This window comes from Vibrio sp. 1180_3 (assembly GCF_029478545.1).
In the GTDB taxonomy this organism is placed as follows: domain Bacteria; phylum Pseudomonadota; class Gammaproteobacteria; order Enterobacterales; family Vibrionaceae; genus Vibrio; species Vibrio aestuarianus.
Window position 1 is genome coordinate 216,361 of the sequence record NZ_SJFM01000001.1, and the last position, 20,107, is coordinate 236,467.

The following is a 20,107-nucleotide window of genomic DNA, read 5'->3' on the forward strand; positions in this document are numbered from 1 at the left end:
GGTAGTCGAACAGGTCTGTGAGTATTTACAGTACGTGGCATTGAATGAAACATAGTGGCATCCTCCTTCATTACAGACTTAGCTATGCATAAGCCACTATGAAAGAAAGATGCCAACTTTAGTTACGATTCAATTATAGAGAGCGATTCAACATGAAATTGCCTTAGTTTCTGAATTTCTTGTGACCAAATATCAGGATCAATCGTTTCTAAAATCAAAGGGATACCATCAAATCGTGAGTCTTTAGCAATATATTCAAAACAGGCCCAACCGATTTCCCCTTTGCCCAGTGAATGATGGCGATCGACTCGACTAGCAAATTCTGCTTTTGAATCATTAATATGCATTGCCCGCAAATAGTGCATACCGACGACGCGATCAAACTCAGCAAACGTCGCCTCACAAGCTTCCGTCGTGCGTAGGTCATAACCAGCAGTAAAGGTGTGACAAGTATCCAAACACACTCCAACTCGTGATTTGTCATTCACTTGTTTAATGATTTGCGCCAAATGCTCAAAACGCCACCCTAAATTGGTACCTTGCCCAGCTGTATTTTCAATAACAGCAATCACATCGGGTACAGCTTGATGTGCCAAATTGATCGACTCGGCAATAGTGGCAAGACACTCGCTTTCCGACACTTTTTTTAGATGGCTGCCAGGGTGAAAATTAAGTAGCGTCAGTCCAAGTTGTTGGCAGCGCTCCATTTCATCGATAAAAGCTTGCCGTGATTTTTCGAGCTTATCCGCTTCTGGAGCACCCAAGTTAATCAGATAGGAGTCATGCGGCAGAATGTGCTCTGAATTAAAACCTAGCATCAAACAATTGGCCTTAAAGGCACGAATAGTTGCCTCCTCTAAAGGCTTGGCCACCCATTGCCGCTGATTTTTAGTAAACAAGGCAAATGCATTAGCCCCAATTTCTCTTGCTCTTAGTGGGGCTTGATCGACACCACCAGCGGCAGATACATGAGCCCCAATAAACTTATTTCCGATACCTTGTTTTCTGTTTGTCATTAAATCACTTTATACTTTCAACATTAGTTTCTAATTGTCTGATTTTACATTGAGCAGGTCAAACTCACCCTATTTATGTAGTAAAATTACAACAAAATGACCATTAAAATATTTTTTATAGTTTAAAATAAAATTAAAACCATTGTTTTTAAAAGATTTATTGATTCAAATCAAAAAATTAACCACCATAAATTTAATGTTTTTAGTTGTTTTTTGACTTAAATCAATATTAATATTATGGATATTAGCTATATAATACTAAGCTCAACAAAATTCGAAAGTTAACACCAATAACACCACTAAGGTGGACTAGGAGATAGTAATGATCCAAGGCATTCAAATTACAAAAGCAGCAAACGACAACCTACTTAATTCTATCTGGTTGCTTGATAACGAAAAGAACGAAGCTCGTTGTGTTGCAGCAAACGCAGGCTACGAAGCAAATCAAATCATCGCACTAAGCGATCTTGGTGAATACGAAAGCCGTGAAGTGGCGATCGAAACTGCACCTCGCATCGAAGGTGGTCAACACTTGAACGTGAACGTTCTTAAGCGTGAAACGCTAGAAGATGCAGTTGCACACCCAGAAAAGTACCCACAGCTAACTATCCGTGTATCGGGTTACGCGGTACGCTTCAACTCATTAACAACTGAACAGCAACGCGATGTAATTGCTCGTACGTTTACTGAGACTCTATAATCAATAAAATTGATTAGCTAGATACAAAAATGGCGCTCTATGAGCGCCATTTTTATTACTTACATCAGAGAAAAAATACAGCTAATGCATGGGACTTGATTTCCTGATTTTTACATCAGAAAATCAAGTAGTGCCTTAAGGCTGAACTTTTCGGAGTACCGCTTTCAATGCATCAAAGTTATTGTCTAGTTCTTCCGACAACAACTCCATTGCAGCATGTTTAGCTAATGGTGCTGGTAGTTCAATATCTGTTGCTAATACTTCGTCAACGACCTCTTTGAACTTGGCTGGATGCGCAGTACACAAGAACAGACCAGTTTCACCTTCTTGTAATTGTTGATCTAATAGTCGATAAGCAATTGCACCATGTGGCTCACAAAGGTAATTCAACTCATAAAGCTCGCGTACTGACTCTGCACTTTGCTCATCAGATACCGCACCTTTCCCAAGAGTATCTAACCCCCAACCTTTGAGTCGACATAGCTCCTCAATACGCGGCCAGTTGTTTGGTTGGCTAACATCCATCGCATTTGAAGTCGTTGCCACCGTTGGTTTTGGATCCCACACGCCTGTTTCTAGGTAGCGAGGAACAGTATCATTAGCATTAGTTGCGGCAATAAAACGTTTAATTGGTAAGCCGAGTGCTTTCGCTAATAGACCGGCAGTTAAGTTACCAAAGTTGCCACTTGGTACTGAAATAACCAAGTTTTCACGTTCTGACTTGCTCATTTGCGCTGCCGCTTCAAAGTAGTAACAAATTTGCGCCATTAAACGACTAATATTAATTGAATTAGCGGAATTAAGGCCTATTTCTTGGCGCAGCTTCGCATCATCAAACGCTTGCTTCACCAATGCCTGACACGCGTCAAAGTCACCATTAATGGCAACAGTATGGATATTGTTACCAAGTGTACAAAACAGTTTTTCTTGTAGCGGGCTGATTTTCCCTTTCGGGTAAAGAATGACAACATTAATATCTTCCATGCCATAGAATGCATGTGCCACAGCCGCACCTGTATCGCCAGATGTAGCGGTTAAAATCGTAATTTTTCCGCCGTTTGATACTGCCGCTAAAGATTGCGCCATAAAACGACCACCAAAATCTTTAAACGCCAGTGTTGGACCATGGAAAAGCTCTAACGCATAAATACCATCTTTCACTGATTTGATTGGCGCTGGGAATTGGAAAGCAGCATCAACCATCGCATTTACTTGCTCTGCCGGTAATTCATCACCAATCATTGCGGATAGAATTTTAGTGCTACGGGAAATAAAGTCTTCCGCTAAAAGCGCATCAATATCATCAAATTTTGGTAATTCAGATGGAAAAAACAGGCCTTGATTGCGACCTAAACCTTGGCGAACAGCTTGACCAAAAGAGACTTTTTCATCATTTTCTTTTATGTTGTAGAGCTTCATAGCGAACTTCCTGTAACGGTCGAACCATATTTGTCTAAACGACAAATATGGACGAATCCTTCTTCATTTTGTACGTAATTTTGTTCCAGCCAGCGAGCGACACGCTGCGCGACATCTTTTTCTTTGCAAATACTAAATAATGTTGGGCCACTACCAGAGATACCCGTAGCCAATGCGCCTGCCGATATCGCATATTTGCGAGCATCAGCAAAACCAGGAAGCAGTTTCTCACGATATGGTTCGGCGATCACGTCTTTGATCATTTTCGCTGCAAGTTCTGGCTGTCCAGAATGGCAAGCATGGATAAACCCAGCCAAATGACGACCATGAGCAATAATGTCTTGTCGACGATATTGAGAAGGTAAAATAGCGCGAGCTTCGGCAGTAGATACTTTAATACCCGGGTAAGCCATGACCCAATACCAATCATCAAAACAAGGCACTTCTTGGCTGATAATACCAAGTTCTTCGAGCATTAATTGCACACCACCAAGATAACACGGCGCAACATTATCATAATGCACACCACCGGAAATTTGGCCTTCCATCTCGCCCATCAACGCGAGAAGCTCAGTTTCATTCAAAGGTAAATCATGAAAACGATTGAGTGCATCGAGCGCAGCCACAATTGAACATGCGCTCGATCCTAGCCCTGAACCAATCGGCATGTTTTTTTCTAGCGTCATTTCGAGTGGCTTAAGTGCAATACCTTTCTTTTCAAGCTCTCGAGCAAACACGACCCAACAATCGTACACAATATTTTCTTTTGGGTTTTCTGGCAATTTGGCGACGAAGCTACCCGCAGTTTTCAATACAAAAGGTTCGCTTCCCGCTTTGATCTGAACGCGGTCACCAAGCAAGCTTCCATCAATCGGTGACACAGCAGCACCTAACACATCAAAGCCTACACTGACATTACCGATAGAAGCCGGAGCGTAAACCACCACTCCCATATCACTTGAACTCATTGACTAAACTCCTAATTTCCAACCCAGTGTACGCATCACATCTGAAAAGACGCCTGCTGCTGTCACTTCAGTGCCCGCACCATAGCCACGCAGAACGAGTGGAATTGGTTGATAATAACGACTGAAGAAGGCAAGAGCATTTTCACCATCTTTGACTTTGAACATAGGGTCATTTTCATCCACGGCGGCAATACGCACTTTACATTTCCCATCCGCGATTTCACCTAGATAACGTAGAACCTTACCTTCTTCGGCCGCTTTCGAAGATAAATCTTGGAAATACGCATCAGCTTGGGGCAAACGAGCCATGAACTCTTCAACACTTCCTGAAATATCAAAACCTGGTGGTAGAGCAAGATCAACTTGTACGTCATCTAACTCTAAAGGCATTCCCGCTTCACGAGCGAGAATCAACAGTTTGCGCGCAACATCCATACCCGACAAATCATCACGAGGATCTGGCTCTGTAAACCCTTTATCTTTAGCCAGTGTAGTAGCTTGGCTTAGTGTCATTCCTTCATCTAGCTTACCGAAAATGAAAGAAAGCGACCCAGAAAGAATACCGTTGAATTTTTCAAGCTCATCACCTGCAGCAATTAGATTTTGTAGGTTTTCAATTACGGGTAAACCTGCGCCAACTGTTGTTTCATACATCAATTTACGACGAGAGCTACGGGCCACCTCTCGCAACTGATGGTAATAAGCCATGCTCGCTGTATTCGCTTTCTTATTCGGAGTAACGACGTGGAAACCCGCCGCTAAAAATTCAGCATATTGATTAGCGATGACTTCGCTAGAAGTACAATCGACAAGCACAGGGTTAATAATATGGTTGCGCTGCACAAGAGAAATTAACCTCGCAAGACTAAACTCTTCACTCGCCGCAGACATTCTGTCTCGCCAATGTTCAAGGGGAAGACCATCACTATCAAGTAACAAACCTTTGCTATTAGCGAGGCCGCACACACGGATAATGATGCCTTTTTCGGCCAACGTTGCTTGCTGGCGGTTGATCTGGTCGACAAGTTCACCACCAACACCACCAACACCCACCACGAACACATCCAAGAAATGCTTAGAATTGAAGAGATTTTCATGGCACGCTTTAATCGCTTCGGCAATTTTGTCTTCAGGGATTACAGCAGAAATGGCTCGTTCAGAAGAGCCTTGAGCAATCGCCACGATATTAACGTGAACTTCGGCTAACGAAGCAAAGAACTGCGAAGCAACACCACGAGAAGTGCGCATACCGTCGCCCACTAGCGTTACAATCGCTACATCATTCATGAACTCTACAGGCTCCAGTAAGCCATCTTTTAGCTCAAGTTCAAAAGCTTCTGACAACGCTTTTTGCGCAAGTGCTTTGTCTTGCGCCTCAATACAGAAGCTGATGCTGTACTCTGAAGAAGATTGAGTGATCAAAACAATCGAAACACCGGCTGCGGACATAGCACCAAAGACTCGGCTAGCCATACCGACCATGCCTTTCATACCTGGGCCTGAAACGTTAACCATCGTCAAGTTATTAAGTGTGGTAATACCTTTTATCGCCAGCTTATCTTCGCCTGTATCTTGGCCAATTAGTGTGCCAGCACCTTGCGGATTGAAACTGTTTTTGATCAGACAAGGGATATGGAATTGCGCAATAGGGGCAATGGTTTTTGGATGCAACACGGAAGCACCAAAGTAAGAAAGCTCCATCGCTTCTTGGTAGCTCAACGACTTGAGTAAACGAGCATCATCAACTAGACGCGGATCACAGTTATACACCCCATCCACATCAGTCCAAATCTCGCAGCAGTCGGCGCGTAAACAAGCAGCCAGCACTGCCGCTGAGTAATCAGAACCATTACGACCTAAACAGACTAATTCACCTTTTTCATTACCAGCGGTAAAACCAGGCATGATATTAACGTGATCATGTGGTAGAGGTTTCTGTTTAAAGTTTTGCGTAGAGATTTCAACATCAACCATCGCCTCAAGGTGATCACCTTGAGCAAAAAGATACTCAACAGGATCAATTAGCGATGCCGCTTGCCCCTTCGCTTCAAGTACAGCCTTCATCAGTTGGATGGAGATTCGTTCACCTTTGCTGATAATACGAGCATTAACATTATCGGGGCACATACCCAACAAACTCATACCATGCACAAACTGGCGCAATTGAGAGAGTGATGTATTTACTTGGTTATCAAATGCGCTGCCATCGACAGTGGGAACTTGTGCTTTAATGGCTGAAAATAACGCTTGAAATGATGATTCAAGCTCTGCAATTTGCAGTTCAGCCTCACCATTACGTAAAGCACTCTCAATAACGGCTACCAATTTATTGGTGGTTTTGCCTGGTGCAGACAAAACCACGGCGACTTCTTCTTGTTGCGCATTGTTAGCAATGATATCAGCTGCCCTTAAAAAACGATCAGCATCAGCTAACGATGAACCTCCAAACTTTAATACTCGCATCCCTTCCTCCAAAACATTCTAAATTGGTATAAAAAAAGGCCTGTATCTGGTGGGATACAGGCCTTTTTTGAAAAAATTTTTCGCTTAGCAGCCCGCCCCAACATGTGTAATGTCGGTAATAATAATGGTGGTGGTCATTACTACTAGGCTGTGCTGTAACATAGGAAAACTTTCTATACTCGTGTATTTGCTTGCCTCTACGTTTACCTTATTTAGCGATCATTAGTCAATTAAAATCTGTTATTTTTTAACTAACGCCACAGCGTAGTGAGTCAAAAACCAAACCCCAGCAATGAAACTTATTACATAACCAATTCGATAGCATATCTAATAAGCAAATAACTAAATGCTATATAACTCTACCTGTCATTGATGATATTTTGTGCTTTAATTATGGTCAGTGCAGTGGATGCAGTACCAAAAAATAATAAACATAAGGAGAGATGAATGAAGTTGACGATCACACTTGCTTTGTCTTTTTTTATCTCTTTATCTAGTATGGCGAACATCTTGCCGTTACTGCCTTCAGAGCAAGTTAAGTCACCACATCGACTATTTGTTTTAAGCGAAAATGATAGCCAAAGCTTTGACAGCTGGACAATTGATAGTGGCTATTCTTACAGCATATTTGAAGATTTGGATGTGTATGTTGGAGCAAGGATCAATAATTCCGGGAACAATGAAAGTGGTGGCTTTCTAAGTGGCATTCGTTATCAATTAACCCCGAAGCTATCGTTAAAAAGCACCTTGCGTTCAGCAAATAGTACACCAGAAAATGATAAACGAGCTGATGCAGTTTCTGCTGAACTTTCCAGCCGACTGCAGCTCTCTGAAAATATCGACTTGCACGCCACTCTCGACTATCAAGAGTGGCAGCAAGGTGTTGAGTTTGGGCTCGGATTCCGTTTTTAGTTCCAATCCAAAGCTTGAGTTGATGTTAAAACACCATTCCAATCGGCATAAATGTAATCACCAGGTTGAATCATCTGTTTGAGAATAGTCAGGGTTACATTTACTTCACCTGCTCCTTTTTTCTCAGTCTTAATCGGACAAGCACCTAGAGCCTTAATCCCAAGGTCCATTTGCGAAAGCATACCCACATCACGTACAGCGCCATACACAATGATTCCTTCCCACTCATTTTCTATGGCCATTATCGCTAACTGATCACCTAGCAACGCCTTATGGCAAGAACCATTGCCATCAACAACCAATACTTTGCCTTTGCCATTTTGACTCAAAACATCACGAACTTTCGAGTTGTCGTGATAACAACGTACGGTAACAATTTCTCCCCAAAATGCGCTTTTGAGACCAAACGTTTGCAGAGGTAAGTTTAGTAAAGTCACTTGTGACTCATATTTGTCACAAATATCTGGCGTTATATCTATCATCATTCTTCCTTGGATTATTGTTAATTATTTTGAATTCAAGCGATTGTGGATAAGGTTTGTTAAAGCTAAGAACGGAATTCACTCCCACAATGCATAACACTTTGCTCAAATAATCTAAACACGATGCAAAGCAACACTTGCATAGAATAGGCAACATTTACTACCTAAATGTCAGCAAAATACTCGATTTTCATACTAATGGATTTTATCATAGTACGTATTTCACATCTGTAAACGTTGATTTTTTACGCAATTCTCATTTTTTGACAAGAATCTATCAAGCGGGTTCCACCTTATCACAAAAGCAGGTTAAGACTTGACGTGCTTATTGTTCACACAAAATATCAAATCGAGTGATGTTCAAAGCCCGTATCTCGTATTGGGGAAATATTCCGTAAGTTTACAACTGCGCAAGGCTATTAATATTTGTTACATTAGAACTATTGATGTAAATCAACAAAGTGATTGGAATTAACATTCAGTCATTGTTAGCATGCTGTTAACATTATAGAATCCGCGTCAGAAACTAATAGAACAGTAGAGGGCACGGAGACCTCGATGCTAAAGATATCTATGGATGGCGGGCGACTGAAGTAAGTGTATTTTTCAAAACTTTGGTTTATGATTTAACAACAGATTACCTGTATGTTACGTTTTTTGCCTAGAATTAATTCTATTAGCACAATTTTTTCACAAGTTTAGGTACCGCCAATGCAAACCCCGCAGATCCTTATCGTTGAAGATGAGCAAGTAACTCGTAACACTCTTAAGAGTATTTTTGAAGCAGAGGGATACGCTGTTTTTGAAGCCAGTAACGGTGAAGAAATGCACCACGCACTGTCTGATAACTCAATAAACTTGGTAATTATGGACATCAACTTACCAGGTAAAAATGGCCTTCTGTTAGCTCGCGAACTTCGTGAACAAGCGAATGTTGCGCTAATGTTTCTGACTGGTCGTGACAACGAAGTCGATAAAATTCTTGGTCTAGAAATTGGCGCGGATGACTACATCACGAAGCCATTTAACCCACGAGAATTGACCATTCGTGCTCGTAACCTTTTAAGTCGATCAATGAATGCCAATACCACGCAAGAAGAAAAGCGTAGTGTTGAGAAGTACGAATTCAATGGTTGGGTTTTAGATATCAACAGCCGCTCTTTAGTTAATCCTGATGGCGAAGGTTACAAGTTACCACGTTCAGAATTCCGTGCACTTCTACACTTCTGTGAGAACCCAGGTAAAATTCAAACTCGTGCTGATCTATTGAAGAAAATGACCGGTCGTGAACTTAAGCCTCATGATCGCACTGTTGATGTGACCATCCGTCGTATCCGTAAGCATTTTGAGTCAGTATCAGGTACTCCTGAAATCATCGCTACGATTCATGGCGAAGGCTACCGCTTTTGTGGTGACCTAGAGGACTAATATCCTCTCATTATGCTGATTAAAAAAGCCCTTTAACTCACGTTAAAGGGCTTTTTGTTATCAACAAGCTTAATAGACTTTATCTATCATTACGCCACGGTCAATCAACCACTGCGCTTTTTCGCCATCACTCAACTGCAACGCGATATCGACAGCTTCATCCGTATTTGCCTCTATTTGACGTTCAAAGACGACTTCCCACTGATTCTCACTGTAAGTACGTAATTCCAGTGAATCACTATCCACAATCCAACTGCGGCTACCTTGCTGAATAACCAATGCATCAACGGTTAAATTAGCAGGTAATACCGCTGATGAATCTAATCTTAAAGTGCCATGTAAAGCTGGTGCTGCCGGCGTCTCTTCATCACTGATTGCTGGCATTTGATTCATCCATAAAGTACTTTTTAGCCCAATGGTGATATTTGATACCACCGCTAGATTATCTTGTTGCCAATCGATTTGTGGAGAGCTACATCCAGCCAACAAGGCCATAGCGAGTGAAGCCAATGCGATTTTTTTCATAATATTACCTTTGAGCTAACCATTGTTTTAATACTTGGATATCGTGCTGATAACCATTTTTGATTTCATCAACCCAATCACCTATATTTTCCCACCACGCGGGCAAGTCTGGCGATTGCGCTTTTTGAGCTACATTTTGAATATGTTTAAGGCCTATCGAGCCTGCTGCACCTTTAATTTTGTGTGCTTCAGAGACAATTCCAGCCTGATCTTTGGCGACCATATTCGAATCAAGCACTTCGATATAACTGGGCATCATCTCTTCGAACATCTGGATACTTTCCAAAACGGGTTTTGGTCCAACGATATCAACATAGGATTCAAGCATATCAATATCCAGTAAGTGTGTGCTTACTTCACTACTATCTTCCACCGTCTTGTCTTCAGGTTGCGGCAAGTCAGCCACTAACTCACGGTCTGTAAACTTTGCAATGATCATTTGAACGGCAGAGACAGACAACGGTTTGCTTATCGCATCATCCATGCCTTTTTGTAAGTATTCCGTTTTATTCTTCAGTACATTCGCCGTTAGTGCAACCAATGGCGGCAATTTAGAATATTTGTCTCGATAATAAGCCGCAACATCAAAACCCGTCATATCCGGCAATTGAATATCTAAAAAGACTAGGTCGTACTCTTCGGGCACAAACATTTGTAAGGCCTCTTCACCAGTCATTGCAACGGAGACCGTATGACCCAAACTTTCAAGTAGTGAGCGAGCCACGGTGACATTGAGTTCTATATCTTCAACCATAAAGATATTTAAACTTCTTTGAGGGGCAGAAATTAGTGGCTGAAAATGCGCATCTTGCGATAAAGGAACGCGAATCGACACGGTAAACGTACTTCCGAACCCTTCTTCACTACTTACTGATATATCGCCATCCATTAAATTAATTAACTGACGAGAAACTGCAAGACCGATCCCCGTTCCAACTGCATGTAGGTTGTCCTTACCAGATTTAACTTGGTAATACATTGCAAATATTTTATCAAGTTCAGCTTCAGGAATCCCAATACCGGTATCCTCAACTTCCATTACAATATGGGCAAATTGATCTTCCACATCGGCGCTTACTGTCATCACTACGCCACCTTCTTTGGTGAATTTCATCGCATTACTGATTAAATTCCATAAGACTTGGCGCAGGCGAGTGGCATCAACTTCGATCGCAACAGGTAAGTCACTGAGCCTTTCAAGATCAAACCTTAGCCCTTTCTGCTCTGCCATCAACGCAGAAATGCTTTCAATTTCCGCAACAAACTCTTCAAAATTTAACGGCGCAGGAAGCAACTCAAGTTTGCGGCGATCAAACTTATCCATGTCTATAATGTCATTAAAGATATTGCCCAACGTGATGGCACTGACGTTGATGGTTTGCATGTGCTTACGTTGTTCAGGAGTTAACGTGCTATCAAGTAGCATTCGACTTAGCCCTACAATGCCATTGAGCGGCGTGCGTAACTCATGACTGATGGTCGAAATAAAGGTGGTCTTGTCACGACTCGCCTTTTCTAAAGATTCTTGGTTACGTTTACGCTCAGTAATATCACGGCCAAAACCGACCAAGCCTAAATGACGCCCATCTTTGCTGTAAAAAGGCACTTTACGTAATTCAAAATAGTTCTTACGACCATCTGGGTATTCGAGCCACTGTTCATAAGTCAGAGCTTGGTTGTCTGCAAACACTCTTTCGTCTGTTTCGACTATCTGTTGTGCAACTTCTTTGCTGTAGACATCCCAAGGCGTAAGGCCGACCAATTGATTTTCGCGCTTACCTGTTAGCTCTTCCATAGCGCGGTTACAACCAGAAAATACACCGTTAGCATTGCGGTAATAGATTAAGTCAGGAGAGGCATCAATAAACGAACGTAATAAGGCGGTTCGCTCTGCAAGTTCAAGCTGGGTTTTTTCGCGTTGATAGACTTCATTTTCTAAATCTACCATCGCCTCTTCACGAGCTTCTTCAGCTTTGATTCTTTCCTCAATTTCTTGGTTTAGTTTGACAATATTTTGTTGCAGCTTGTAGTTCAATTCTTGGTCACGCAAACGCATATCTTTCAATTTTGAAACCAATTTGGAAAGACGCTGACGTGACTCTTCCAGTTGATCAACAACGACCGACAAAAAGTAAACCGCCCACGGCGTGATCAACAAGCCAAAGAATACCGAACGTACAATATCGATATCATCCACGTGACCGTTGAGAACTAAAGTGATTCCAACTTGCACCACAACCGCCAATGCAACCAGCGCAAGAGCAAGCAGAATGGAGAAACGAAGAATGCCCAGCTTAACCAACAGGTCGACATAATACTGGGCAAGGTTTTTCATGGGTTTCATTAAACGCTCCATGCGATAACAGTATGGCTAGTCTAACGTGTTTATCGCTAATTCGTCAGCCAAGTTAATCACAGGGATTTGCTAAAACGTCAAATATTTAACTATTTGGCAGGGAATAGATAAACGGTTTATTTAATAATGAACCTTGAGCACCATCTTTATCCAATGCTCGGCCAATTTCGGTCATCGCTAACCAGCGATTTTCACACCAAAGCGGGGCTAGTAATGTCGGCCGACGGGCGGCAGAAGAGACTCTGTGATACACCACTTCAGGCGGGGTCATACGAATCAGTTCACTCGCGATCGAAACGTATTCCTCCAAAGCTGGGGCTTCTAACTTTCCAGCACGCCAAGCTTTGGCCATAGTACTACCTTCTACAATATGTAACCCATGCAACTTAATGCCATCGGTTCCAACCGCTAGCACTCGCTGTAAGGTTTCTACATTGTCATCTCGGGTCTCCTTAGGTAACCCAACGATCAAATGCGTGCAGACTTTAATACCAAGCGCACGAGCCCGCTGAGTAATCTTGGCATAACATTCAAAATCATGACCACGATTGATACGTTTCAGCGTGTCGTTATTAGCCGTTTGTAACCCAAGTTCAAGCCAAATCTCATAGCCTTGTTGCACGTAACCAGAAAGCAGATCCAACACGGCATCTGGTACACAATCAGGACGAGTACCTACGCACAAACCCACAATATCTGCCGCTTTAAGTGCTTGTTGATACATATTTTTCAGCACCTGAACTTCAGCGTAAGTACTAGTGTAAGCCTGAAAATACGCTAAGTATTTTTTGGCGCGCTTAATTTCACCGGCCCGATCGGTCAGTTGTTGTTCAATACTCTGGATTTGAGTTTGTTCATCAACAAAAGAAGAGACATTACAGAATGTGCACCCTCCTCGACCAATCGTACCGTCCCTATTTGGACAACTAAAGCCACCATGTAAGGTGAGCTTATGAACTTTTTCGCCGTAACGTCGCTGAAGATCTTGGCCAATAGTATTAACCAGTTGGTGCAATTGCATTGATGAAGAACCACTCATAGATAGTAATGAATATCAATTCGATTAATGTAACTAAATTACATCCTTGCAAATTAAATCCACAAAGGTTACCCCTTTCAAACACAATGCCACCTAATAAAAATCAATAAACATGCAGAAAAACAGTGTTATTTGCGTAATGTTGCGACATTGTTAAACAAAATATGCATTTTTAACGAAAAAAATGGGCGACTAAAGCGAGTTTTCGTTGGAATTCCCATAAACAAAATTGTAGGATACTTACACAACCGCCCTATTTTTTGTGATATTTATTACACAAATGAATGCGGAAAAATCGGTGATATTCAGCACTCACCTATATAAACCACTACAAAGTGGCATTAATAAATTGAATATCACTAAGGAATGTTTTTCTCGCAATATTTTTCCTGTGAGAAACGGAAAGGACTCGAACTCGCCAATCACCGGTGGGTTTAAATTGATAACAATTAAAGGACAAGTCGCATCGCTAAGTATGCCTTAGCCAACGTGCGTCTAAATTGAACTGGAAGGATGTATCTATGGTAGATAGAGAGCAGAATTCACGAGGTCTATATACTCCTGAATTGGAGCATGACGCTTGTGGTATCGGTTTTGTTGCTCACTTAAAAAACCGTAAGTCTCACGCGGTTGTGACTCAAGCACTGGACATGCTTGCTCGCATGGAACACCGCGGCGGACAAGGCTGTGACCCATGCTCGGGTGACGGTGCCGGTATTTTGCTACAAAAACCTCATGAATTTTTACTTGAAGAAGCTGTTAAACTAGGTATTAAACTGCCTTCTTTTGAAAAATACGGTGTCGGTGTAGTGCTGTTTCCTAAAGATGAGCACAAACGCGCACAATGTCGTGATATTTTAGAACGCAACGCTAAGCGTCTAGAATTAGAAGTAATTGGCTACCGTGTTCTTCCTACCGACAACTCAATGATCGGTGCCGACCCGCTTAGCACTGAACCGCAATTTGAACATGTGTTTATCTCTGGCGGCCCAAGCACCACACCAGAAGAGCTGGAACGTAAACTTTATGTATTACGCAACTACACCGTTCGTGTTTGCTTAGAAAGTATTTCAAACATTGGGGATGATTTTTACATCAACTCAATGTCATACAAAACCTTGGTTTATAAAGGTCAGCTAACGACAGAGCAAGTACCGCAGTACTTCCTTGACCTACAAAATCCAACCATGGTGACAGCGCTTGCACTAGTACACTCTCGCTTCTCTACCAATACATTCCCGAAATGGCGTTTGGCGCAACCTTTCCGTTATATTGCTCACAATGGTGAGATCAATACCGTTCGCGGAAACTTGAACTGGATGAAAGCGCGTGAAGCGATCCTTGAGTCGGATCTCTTTAGTCAAGCCGAAATTGATATGCTACTTCCTATTTGTCAGGAAGGCAGCTCAGACTCATCAAACTTCGATATGGCACTGGAACTTCTCGTGCTTTCAGGTCGCAGCTTGCCACACGCGTTAATGATGATGATCCCAGAAGCGTGGCAAGAAAATAAAAACATGGATCCAACGCGTCGTGCATTCTATCAATACCACGCAAACCTTATGGAACCATGGGATGGCCCAGCCTCTGTTTGTTTCACCGACGGAGTTCAAGTGGGTGCCACACTAGACCGAAATGGTTTACGTCCTTCTCGCTATACCGTCACTAAAGATGATTTCTTGGTCATGGCATCTGAGTCTGGTGTGGTTGAAATTGCTCCAGAAAACGTTGAATATCGTGGTCGTTTGCAGCCTGGCCGTATCTTTGTTGCCGACCTTGAACAAGGCCGTATCATCTCTGATGAAGAAGTAAAAGATACCATTGCCAGCGCCCAGCCTTATGCAAAGTGGGTTGAAGACAACCTACTGAGCTTGAATAAGTTACCAGAGGCAAGCAACCAATATAGCCAACCAACGCCAGAACGCTTAATGTCTCGTCAACAGTCATTCGGTGTCAGCTCTGAAGAAGTGAATGAAATCATTCTTCCATTGGCCAAAACGGGTTACGAGCCACTTTCTGCCATGGGTGCTGACTGGCCATTGGCGGTGTTATCACATCAATCTCAGCACCTTTCTAACTACTTCAAGCAGTTATTTGCTCAGGTAACCAACCCACCGATCGACCCGATCCGTGAGCGTATGGTGATGTCTCTAAACACCTATTTAGGTAAAGATCAAAATCTACTGACTGAAACGGCCCTTCACTGCCAAAAAGTAGAATTGGAATCTCCTGTTCTTTCTAACTCTGAACTTGAAAAATTACGTGCGATTGATAACGAACACCTTCAAGCGAAGACATTAGATATCGTATTCCAAGCAAATGAGGATCAGGGCAAGCTAGAACGTGCTCTTAAACGTATTTGCCAATATGCTGAAGATGCTGTCATTGACGGTTATTCAATCATCTTACTGACTGACCGAGCGGTAAACTCCAACCATGCAGCTATCCCTGCTATGTTGGCAGTAGGCGCGGTTCATCACCACTTAATCCGTAAAGGTTTGCGTGCGAAGTGTGCCATTGTGGTTGAAACAGGTGATGCGCGTGAAACGCACCACTTCGCGACCTTAATTGGCTATGGTGCAAACGCGGTTAACCCTTACTTGGTTATTGAAACCATTATTGAACTGCAACGCACCAAAAAACTGGATCCAAATACATCGGCTAAAGAGCTGTTTGCTAATTACCGTAAAGGGATCAATGGCGGTCTGCTGAAAATCTTCTCTAAAATGGGTATCTCAACGCTGCAGTCTTACCACGGTGCACAGATCTTTGAAGCTCTGGGGATCAGCAAATCGGTGGTCGATAAATACTTCACTGGCACGGTTTCTCGTATTCAAGGTTTAACCATTGATGACATCGCAAAAGAAGTATTGGTTCGTCACCGTGTTGGTTACCCAACTCGTGAAGTACCAGTACAAGTATTGGATGTGGGTGGTGTTTATCAGTGGAAACAACGAGGTGAAAAACACCTATTTAACCCAGAAACTATCTCGCTACTGCAACAATCGACTCGCAATAAAGATTACGATCAGTTCAAGCAATATGCTCAAGCTGTTGATTCTCAAGGTGACAACGCTGCAACGCTGCGTAGCCAACTTGACTTTGTAAAAAATCCAGCTGGCTCTATTCCGCTTGCTGAAGTCGAGCCTGTGGAAAATATCTTAAAGCGTTTTGCAACCGGTGCGATGTCTTTTGGTTCAATCTCTTACGAAGCTCACTCAACCTTAGCGGTTGCGATGAACCGTATCGGTGCGAAATCGAACTCTGGTGAAGGTGGCGAAGACCCCACTCGTTTCGAGCGTAAAGAAAACGGTGACTGGGAACGCTCAGCGATTAAACAAGTTGCTTCTGGTCGCTTTGGTGTGACGTCTTACTACCTCACTAATGCTGATGAGCTACAAATCAAAATGGCTCAAGGTGCTAAACCAGGTGAAGGTGGACAACTTCCAGGTGATAAAGTCGATGATTGGATCGGTGCAACTCGTCACTCTACTCCTGGAGTCGGCCTGATTTCACCACCACCACACCATGATATTTACTCAATCGAAGATTTGGCTCAGCTTATCTACGACTTGAAAAACGCTAACCGTTCGGGCCGTGTCAATGTGAAGCTCGTGTCGGAAGCGGGTGTCGGTACTATTGCTTCAGGCGTAGCAAAAGCAAAAGCAGATGTGGTACTTATCGCCGGTTTTGATGGTGGTACAGGCGCATCGCCAATGTCATCAATCCGCCATACTGGTTTGCCATGGGAACTTGGTCTGGCTGAAACTCACCAGACGTTGCTTAAAAATGGTCTACGCAACCGTATTGTTGTACAAAGCGATGGCCAGATGAAGACACCTCGTGACTTAGCTGTAGCAACCTTGCTTGGTGCAGAAGAGTGGGGGATCGCAACGGCTGCACTTGTCGTTGAAGGCTGTATCATGATGCGTAAGTGTCATAAAAATACCTGTCCTGTCGGCATTGCAACTCAAAACAAAACACTACGTGAACGTTTCGATGGTCGTGTAGAAGATGTCGTTACCTTCTTCCATTACATGGCTGAGGGTCTGCGTGAAGTAATGGCTGAACTTGGCTTCCGCACCATTGATGAAATGGTTGGTCAGTCACATAAATTGAAAGTTCGCGAAGACATCAACCACTGGAAATATAAGAACCTTGACTTGTCACCGGTGCTTTATATTGAACAGCCACGCGCAGAAGATGGTATCTATTGCCAAACCAAGCAAAATCACCAACTTGAAAATGTACTGGACCGTCAGTTGATTCAAGCAGCGATTCCAGCGTTAGAGAAAGGTGAAGCGGTTAATGCGACGTTCCCTATCGTCAATACAGACCGCAGCACTGGAACAATGCTCTCGAATGAAATTTCGAAAGTGTACAAAGACCAAGGCTTACCACAACCGATGAACGTCAAGTTTAACGGCTCTGCGGGTCAATCTTTTGGGGCTTTCTTAGCTAAAGGCGTCAAATTTGAAGTAGAAGGTGATGCGAACGATTACTGGGGTAAAGGTTTATCTGGCGGTACGTTGGTGCTCTACCCTGACGCACGTTCAACAATTATTGCTGAAGATAACATCGTTGTCGGTAACGTTTGTTTCTACGGCGCGACTTCTGGTGAATCCTACATTCGCGGCTTAGCTGGTGAGCGTTTCTGTGTTCGTAACTCTGGAGCGAAAGTGGTTGTCGAAGGGGTTGGTGATCACGGTTGTGAATACATGACTGGCGGCGTTGCGGTTGTGCTAGGTTCAACAGGTCGCAACTTTGCGGCTGGTATGAGTGGCGGTGTTGCATACGTTTGGAACAAAGCCGGTGACTTCGAGTCCAAACTCAACCCTGAACTGGTTGATCTGGATCCACTAGAGCAAGAAGATAAAGATCTGCTGCGTGAAATGCTGTCCAAGCATGTTCAATTCACAGGAAGTGAAGTCGCTCAGTCATTCCTCGACAATTTTGAAGCAAGTTTGACTGATATGGTCAAAGTAATGCCGCGTGATTACAAAGCAGTACTTCAAAAGCGTAAGGCTGAAGCTGAGCAAGTACAAACGGAAGAAGTGGAGGCCGTATAATGGGTAAGCCTACTGGATTTTTAGAACATGGTCGCGAGCTTCCGCAGAAGCTCGACCCTTCAGTTCGTATTCAAGACAACAAAGAATTTGTTCTCAATGAAGAATTTGGCAGCAAGATTAACACTCAAGCTTCTCGCTGTATGGACTGTGGCGTGCCGTTTTGTCATAACGGCTGCCCAATCGGTAACATTATTCCTGAATTCAATGACGCGGTGTATCGCGACAGTTGGGAAGAAGCTTGGAAAATCTTAAGCTCAACCAATAACTTCCCTGAATTTACAGGACGTGTTTGCCCTGCACCTTGTGAAAGTGCTTGTGTACTTGGGATTAACCAAGATCCAATCACCATCTGTAATATCGAAAAAACCATTGTTGAGACCGCTTACCGTGAAGGCTATGCGAAGCCTAAAACGCCTCGCTCACGCACCGGGAAAACGGTTGCCATTATCGGCTCGGGTCCCGCTGGTCTAGCTGCCGCAGAGCAGCTCAACAGCGCAGGTCACTCCGTAACCGTGTTTGAACGCGATGAAAAAGTGGGAGGATTACTGCGCTTTGGTATTCCTGATTTCAAACTCGGTATGGATATAATTGATCGCAAAATTAACCTGATGGCAGAAGCTGGGGTTGAGTTTAAAGTCAACCAGCACATTGGTGTCGATGTTAACGCACAGCAGCTACGCCAAGAATTTGATGTCGTATTGCTCACTGGTGGTTCAACCGTGCCACGTAACCTACCAATCCCAGGTCGTGAACTCAAAGGCGTACACTTCGCCATGGAATTCCTCGGCCAAAACAACCGTCGCGCCAATAACATGGATCTTAAAACTGAAGAGATCCATGCGAAAGGCAAACACGTAGTGGTGATTGGTGGTGGTGATACTGGTTCTGACTGTGTCGGTACATCAAATCGCCATGGCGCAGCGAGCATTACCCAAGTTGAAATCATGCCAATGCCTGCAGATAAACGCCCGGAAAATATGCCTTGGCCTCAGTATCCAATGATCTTGCGTACCTCAACTTCTCATGAAGAAGGTTGTGAACGTCACTGGAACATCTTAACCAAAGAATTCATTGGTAATGAGCAAGGTCAAGTCACGGGTCTACGCCTTGCCGACATCGTTTGGCAAGATGCAGCCCCCGGTGAACGTCCAACGTTTGAAGAAGTTGCAGGCACTGAACGCGTTATTGCTTGTGATATGGCTTTCTTGGCGATGGGCTTTTTGCATCCGGAACCGCATGGAGTGCTTGCTCAGCTCGATATTAAACTTGATGAGCGCGGTAACGTTGCTACGCAAGGTTTTGCAACCAACCAAAAAGGCGTGTTCGCAGCGGGTGATATGCGTACTGGCCAATCTTTGGTTGTCCGCTGCATCAATGAAGGTCGCGAGTGTGCTCGTGAAATTGATGCCTACTTGATGGGTGGTACTAACCTCGAAGCAAAAGCAAGTTCGCTGATGCTTTCAGCCTAACGGCTCAATACTCTCCTGCGTTTATCGACGCAGGAGAGTGTCTGAATCAAACGATTCCTTCCAATTTTTACTTTTTGGCCAGCACTCCCTGCTGGCCTTTTTTGTTGTTTTTCTTATTAGATGAAATCTTAATTGTTAATAAATGGTAACAACAAAAACACTATCACATTGAATCCATTAGTTTAATTCAGACAATTACATGGTAAATCGCATTCCAGCGTGATTTTTCACCAAGAACTTGACCTTATCCATAATAAGCTA

14 protein-coding genes and 1 other annotated feature are annotated in these 20,107 nt (G+C 43.2%); of the genes, 5 read left to right on the top strand and 9 right to left on the bottom strand.

Annotated features, from left to right (window positions below):
- Positions 1-122: 122 nt before the first annotated feature.
- Positions 123-1,016 (bottom strand): deoxyribonuclease IV, encoded by an 894-nt coding sequence (gene nfo, locus EYW48_RS00995; protein ID WP_053310812.1) that lies wholly within the window; start codon positions 1,014-1,016, stop codon positions 123-125.
- A gap of 322 nt (positions 1,017-1,338) precedes the next feature.
- On the opposite strand from nfo, the gene grcA reads away from it, so the two are divergent.
- Positions 1,339-1,716, top strand: coding sequence for an autonomous glycyl radical cofactor GrcA (gene grcA, locus EYW48_RS01000; protein WP_277431768.1), 378 nt, complete (start codon positions 1,339-1,341; stop codon positions 1,714-1,716).
- Positions 1,717-1,851: 135 nt separating this feature from the next.
- On the opposite strand, the gene thrC is transcribed toward grcA, so the two are convergent.
- The 4 genes from thrC to thrL form a co-directional block, all read right to left on the bottom strand.
- The gene (gene thrC, locus EYW48_RS01005) at positions 1,852-3,135 is read right to left on the bottom strand and encodes a threonine synthase (protein WP_277431769.1); all 1,284 of its coding nucleotides are present in this window, start codon (positions 3,133-3,135) and stop codon (positions 1,852-1,854) included.
- Complete coding sequence (gene thrB / locus EYW48_RS01010) at positions 3,132-4,088, bottom strand: homoserine kinase (RefSeq protein WP_274701958.1); 957 nt, start codon at positions 4,086-4,088, stop codon at positions 3,132-3,134. Before thrB ends, thrC begins: the two co-directional genes overlap by 4 nt.
- Positions 4,089-4,106: 18 nt before the next feature.
- Positions 4,107-6,566 carry a bifunctional aspartate kinase/homoserine dehydrogenase I gene (gene thrA, locus EYW48_RS01015; protein WP_274677176.1) on the bottom strand — a complete coding sequence of 820 codons (2,460 nt, stop codon included), beginning with the start codon at positions 6,564-6,566 and terminating at the stop codon, positions 4,107-4,109.
- 29 nt (positions 6,567-6,595) lie between these two features.
- Positions 6,596-6,713 (bottom strand) — a sequence feature (Thr leader region).
- Positions 6,651-6,728, bottom strand: coding sequence for a thr operon leader peptide (gene thrL / locus EYW48_RS01020; protein WP_080996368.1), 78 nt, complete (start codon positions 6,726-6,728; stop codon positions 6,651-6,653). It overlaps the preceding feature by 63 nt.
- A 321-nt stretch (positions 6,729-7,049) precedes the next feature.
- On the opposite strand from thrL, the gene EYW48_RS01025 reads away from it, so the two are divergent.
- Positions 7,050-7,478, top strand: coding sequence for a hypothetical protein (locus EYW48_RS01025; protein WP_274695880.1), 429 nt, complete (start codon positions 7,050-7,052; stop codon positions 7,476-7,478).
- Here EYW48_RS01025 and EYW48_RS01030 read toward each other — a convergent pair.
- Positions 7,475-7,960 carry a putative 4-hydroxy-4-methyl-2-oxoglutarate aldolase gene (locus EYW48_RS01030; protein WP_053310807.1) on the bottom strand — a complete coding sequence of 162 codons (486 nt, stop codon included), beginning with the start codon at positions 7,958-7,960 and terminating at the stop codon, positions 7,475-7,477. The genes EYW48_RS01025 and EYW48_RS01030 overlap by 4 nt on opposite strands.
- A gap of 711 nt (positions 7,961-8,671) precedes the next feature.
- Here EYW48_RS01030 and arcA point away from each other — a divergent pair.
- Positions 8,672-9,388 (top strand): two-component system response regulator ArcA, encoded by a 717-nt coding sequence (gene arcA / locus EYW48_RS01035; protein ID WP_053310806.1) that lies wholly within the window; start codon positions 8,672-8,674, stop codon positions 9,386-9,388.
- Positions 9,389-9,457: 69 nt separating this feature from the next.
- On the opposite strand, the gene EYW48_RS01040 is transcribed toward arcA, so the two are convergent.
- The 3 genes from EYW48_RS01040 to EYW48_RS01050 form a co-directional block, all read right to left on the bottom strand.
- Positions 9,458-9,913: a hypothetical protein gene (locus EYW48_RS01040; RefSeq protein WP_053310805.1), complete on the bottom strand. Its 456-nt coding sequence runs from the start codon at positions 9,911-9,913 to the stop codon at positions 9,458-9,460.
- A gap of 4 nt (positions 9,914-9,917) precedes the next feature.
- Positions 9,918-12,257, bottom strand: coding sequence for an aerobic respiration two-component sensor histidine kinase ArcB (gene arcB / locus EYW48_RS01045; RefSeq protein ID WP_171979513.1), 2,340 nt, complete (start codon positions 12,255-12,257; stop codon positions 9,918-9,920).
- A 97-nt stretch (positions 12,258-12,354) separates the two neighbouring features.
- On the bottom strand, positions 12,355-13,290 hold the full coding sequence (locus EYW48_RS01050) for a TIGR01212 family radical SAM protein (protein ID WP_171979514.1): 936 nt from the start codon (positions 13,288-13,290) through the stop codon (positions 12,355-12,357).
- Between the two features lie 539 nt (positions 13,291-13,829).
- On the opposite strand from EYW48_RS01050, the gene gltB reads away from it, so the two are divergent.
- The gene (gene gltB, locus EYW48_RS01055; protein ID WP_277431770.1) at positions 13,830-18,377 is read left to right on the top strand and encodes a glutamate synthase large subunit; all 4,548 of its coding nucleotides are present in this window, start codon (positions 13,830-13,832) and stop codon (positions 18,375-18,377) included.
- On the top strand, positions 18,377-19,846 hold the full coding sequence (locus EYW48_RS01060; protein ID WP_176245463.1) for a glutamate synthase subunit beta: 1,470 nt from the start codon (positions 18,377-18,379) through the stop codon (positions 19,844-19,846). The genes gltB and EYW48_RS01060 overlap by 1 nt, the downstream gene beginning before the upstream one ends.
- Positions 19,847-20,107: the final 261 nt, after the last annotated feature.

Excerpts from the sequence above, each read along its gene's own strand:
- EYW48_RS01030 (WP_053310807.1), bottom strand. The coding sequence starts at position 7,960 with ATGATAGATATAACGCCAGATATTTGTGACAAATATGAGTCACAAGTG.
- EYW48_RS01040 (WP_053310805.1), bottom strand. The coding sequence starts at position 9,913 with ATGAAAAAAATCGCATTGGCTTCACTCGCTATGGCCTTGTTGGCTGGA.
- thrA (WP_274677176.1), bottom strand. The coding sequence starts at position 6,566 with ATGCGAGTATTAAAGTTTGGAGGTTCATCGTTAGCTGATGCTGATCGT.
- thrL (WP_080996368.1), bottom strand. The coding sequence starts at position 6,728 with ATGTTACAGCACAGCCTAGTAGTAATGACCACCACCATTATTATTACC.
- EYW48_RS01060 (WP_176245463.1), top strand. The coding sequence starts at position 18,377 with ATGGGTAAGCCTACTGGATTTTTAGAACATGGTCGCGAGCTTCCGCAG.
- arcA (WP_053310806.1), top strand. The coding sequence starts at position 8,672 with ATGCAAACCCCGCAGATCCTTATCGTTGAAGATGAGCAAGTAACTCGT.
- nfo (WP_053310812.1), bottom strand. The coding sequence starts at position 1,016 with ATGACAAACAGAAAACAAGGTATCGGAAATAAGTTTATTGGGGCTCAT.
- arcB (WP_171979513.1), bottom strand. The coding sequence starts at position 12,257 with ATGAAACCCATGAAAAACCTTGCCCAGTATTATGTCGACCTGTTGGTT.
- EYW48_RS01050 (WP_171979514.1), bottom strand. The coding sequence starts at position 13,290 with ATGCAATTGCACCAACTGGTTAATACTATTGGCCAAGATCTTCAGCGA.
- gltB (WP_277431770.1), top strand. The coding sequence starts at position 13,830 with ATGGTAGATAGAGAGCAGAATTCACGAGGTCTATATACTCCTGAATTG.
- thrC (WP_277431769.1), bottom strand. The coding sequence starts at position 3,135 with ATGAAGCTCTACAACATAAAAGAAAATGATGAAAAAGTCTCTTTTGGT.
- grcA (WP_277431768.1), top strand. The coding sequence starts at position 1,339 with ATGATCCAAGGCATTCAAATTACAAAAGCAGCAAACGACAACCTACTT.
- thrB (WP_274701958.1), bottom strand. The coding sequence starts at position 4,088 with ATGGGAGTGGTGGTTTACGCTCCGGCTTCTATCGGTAATGTCAGTGTA.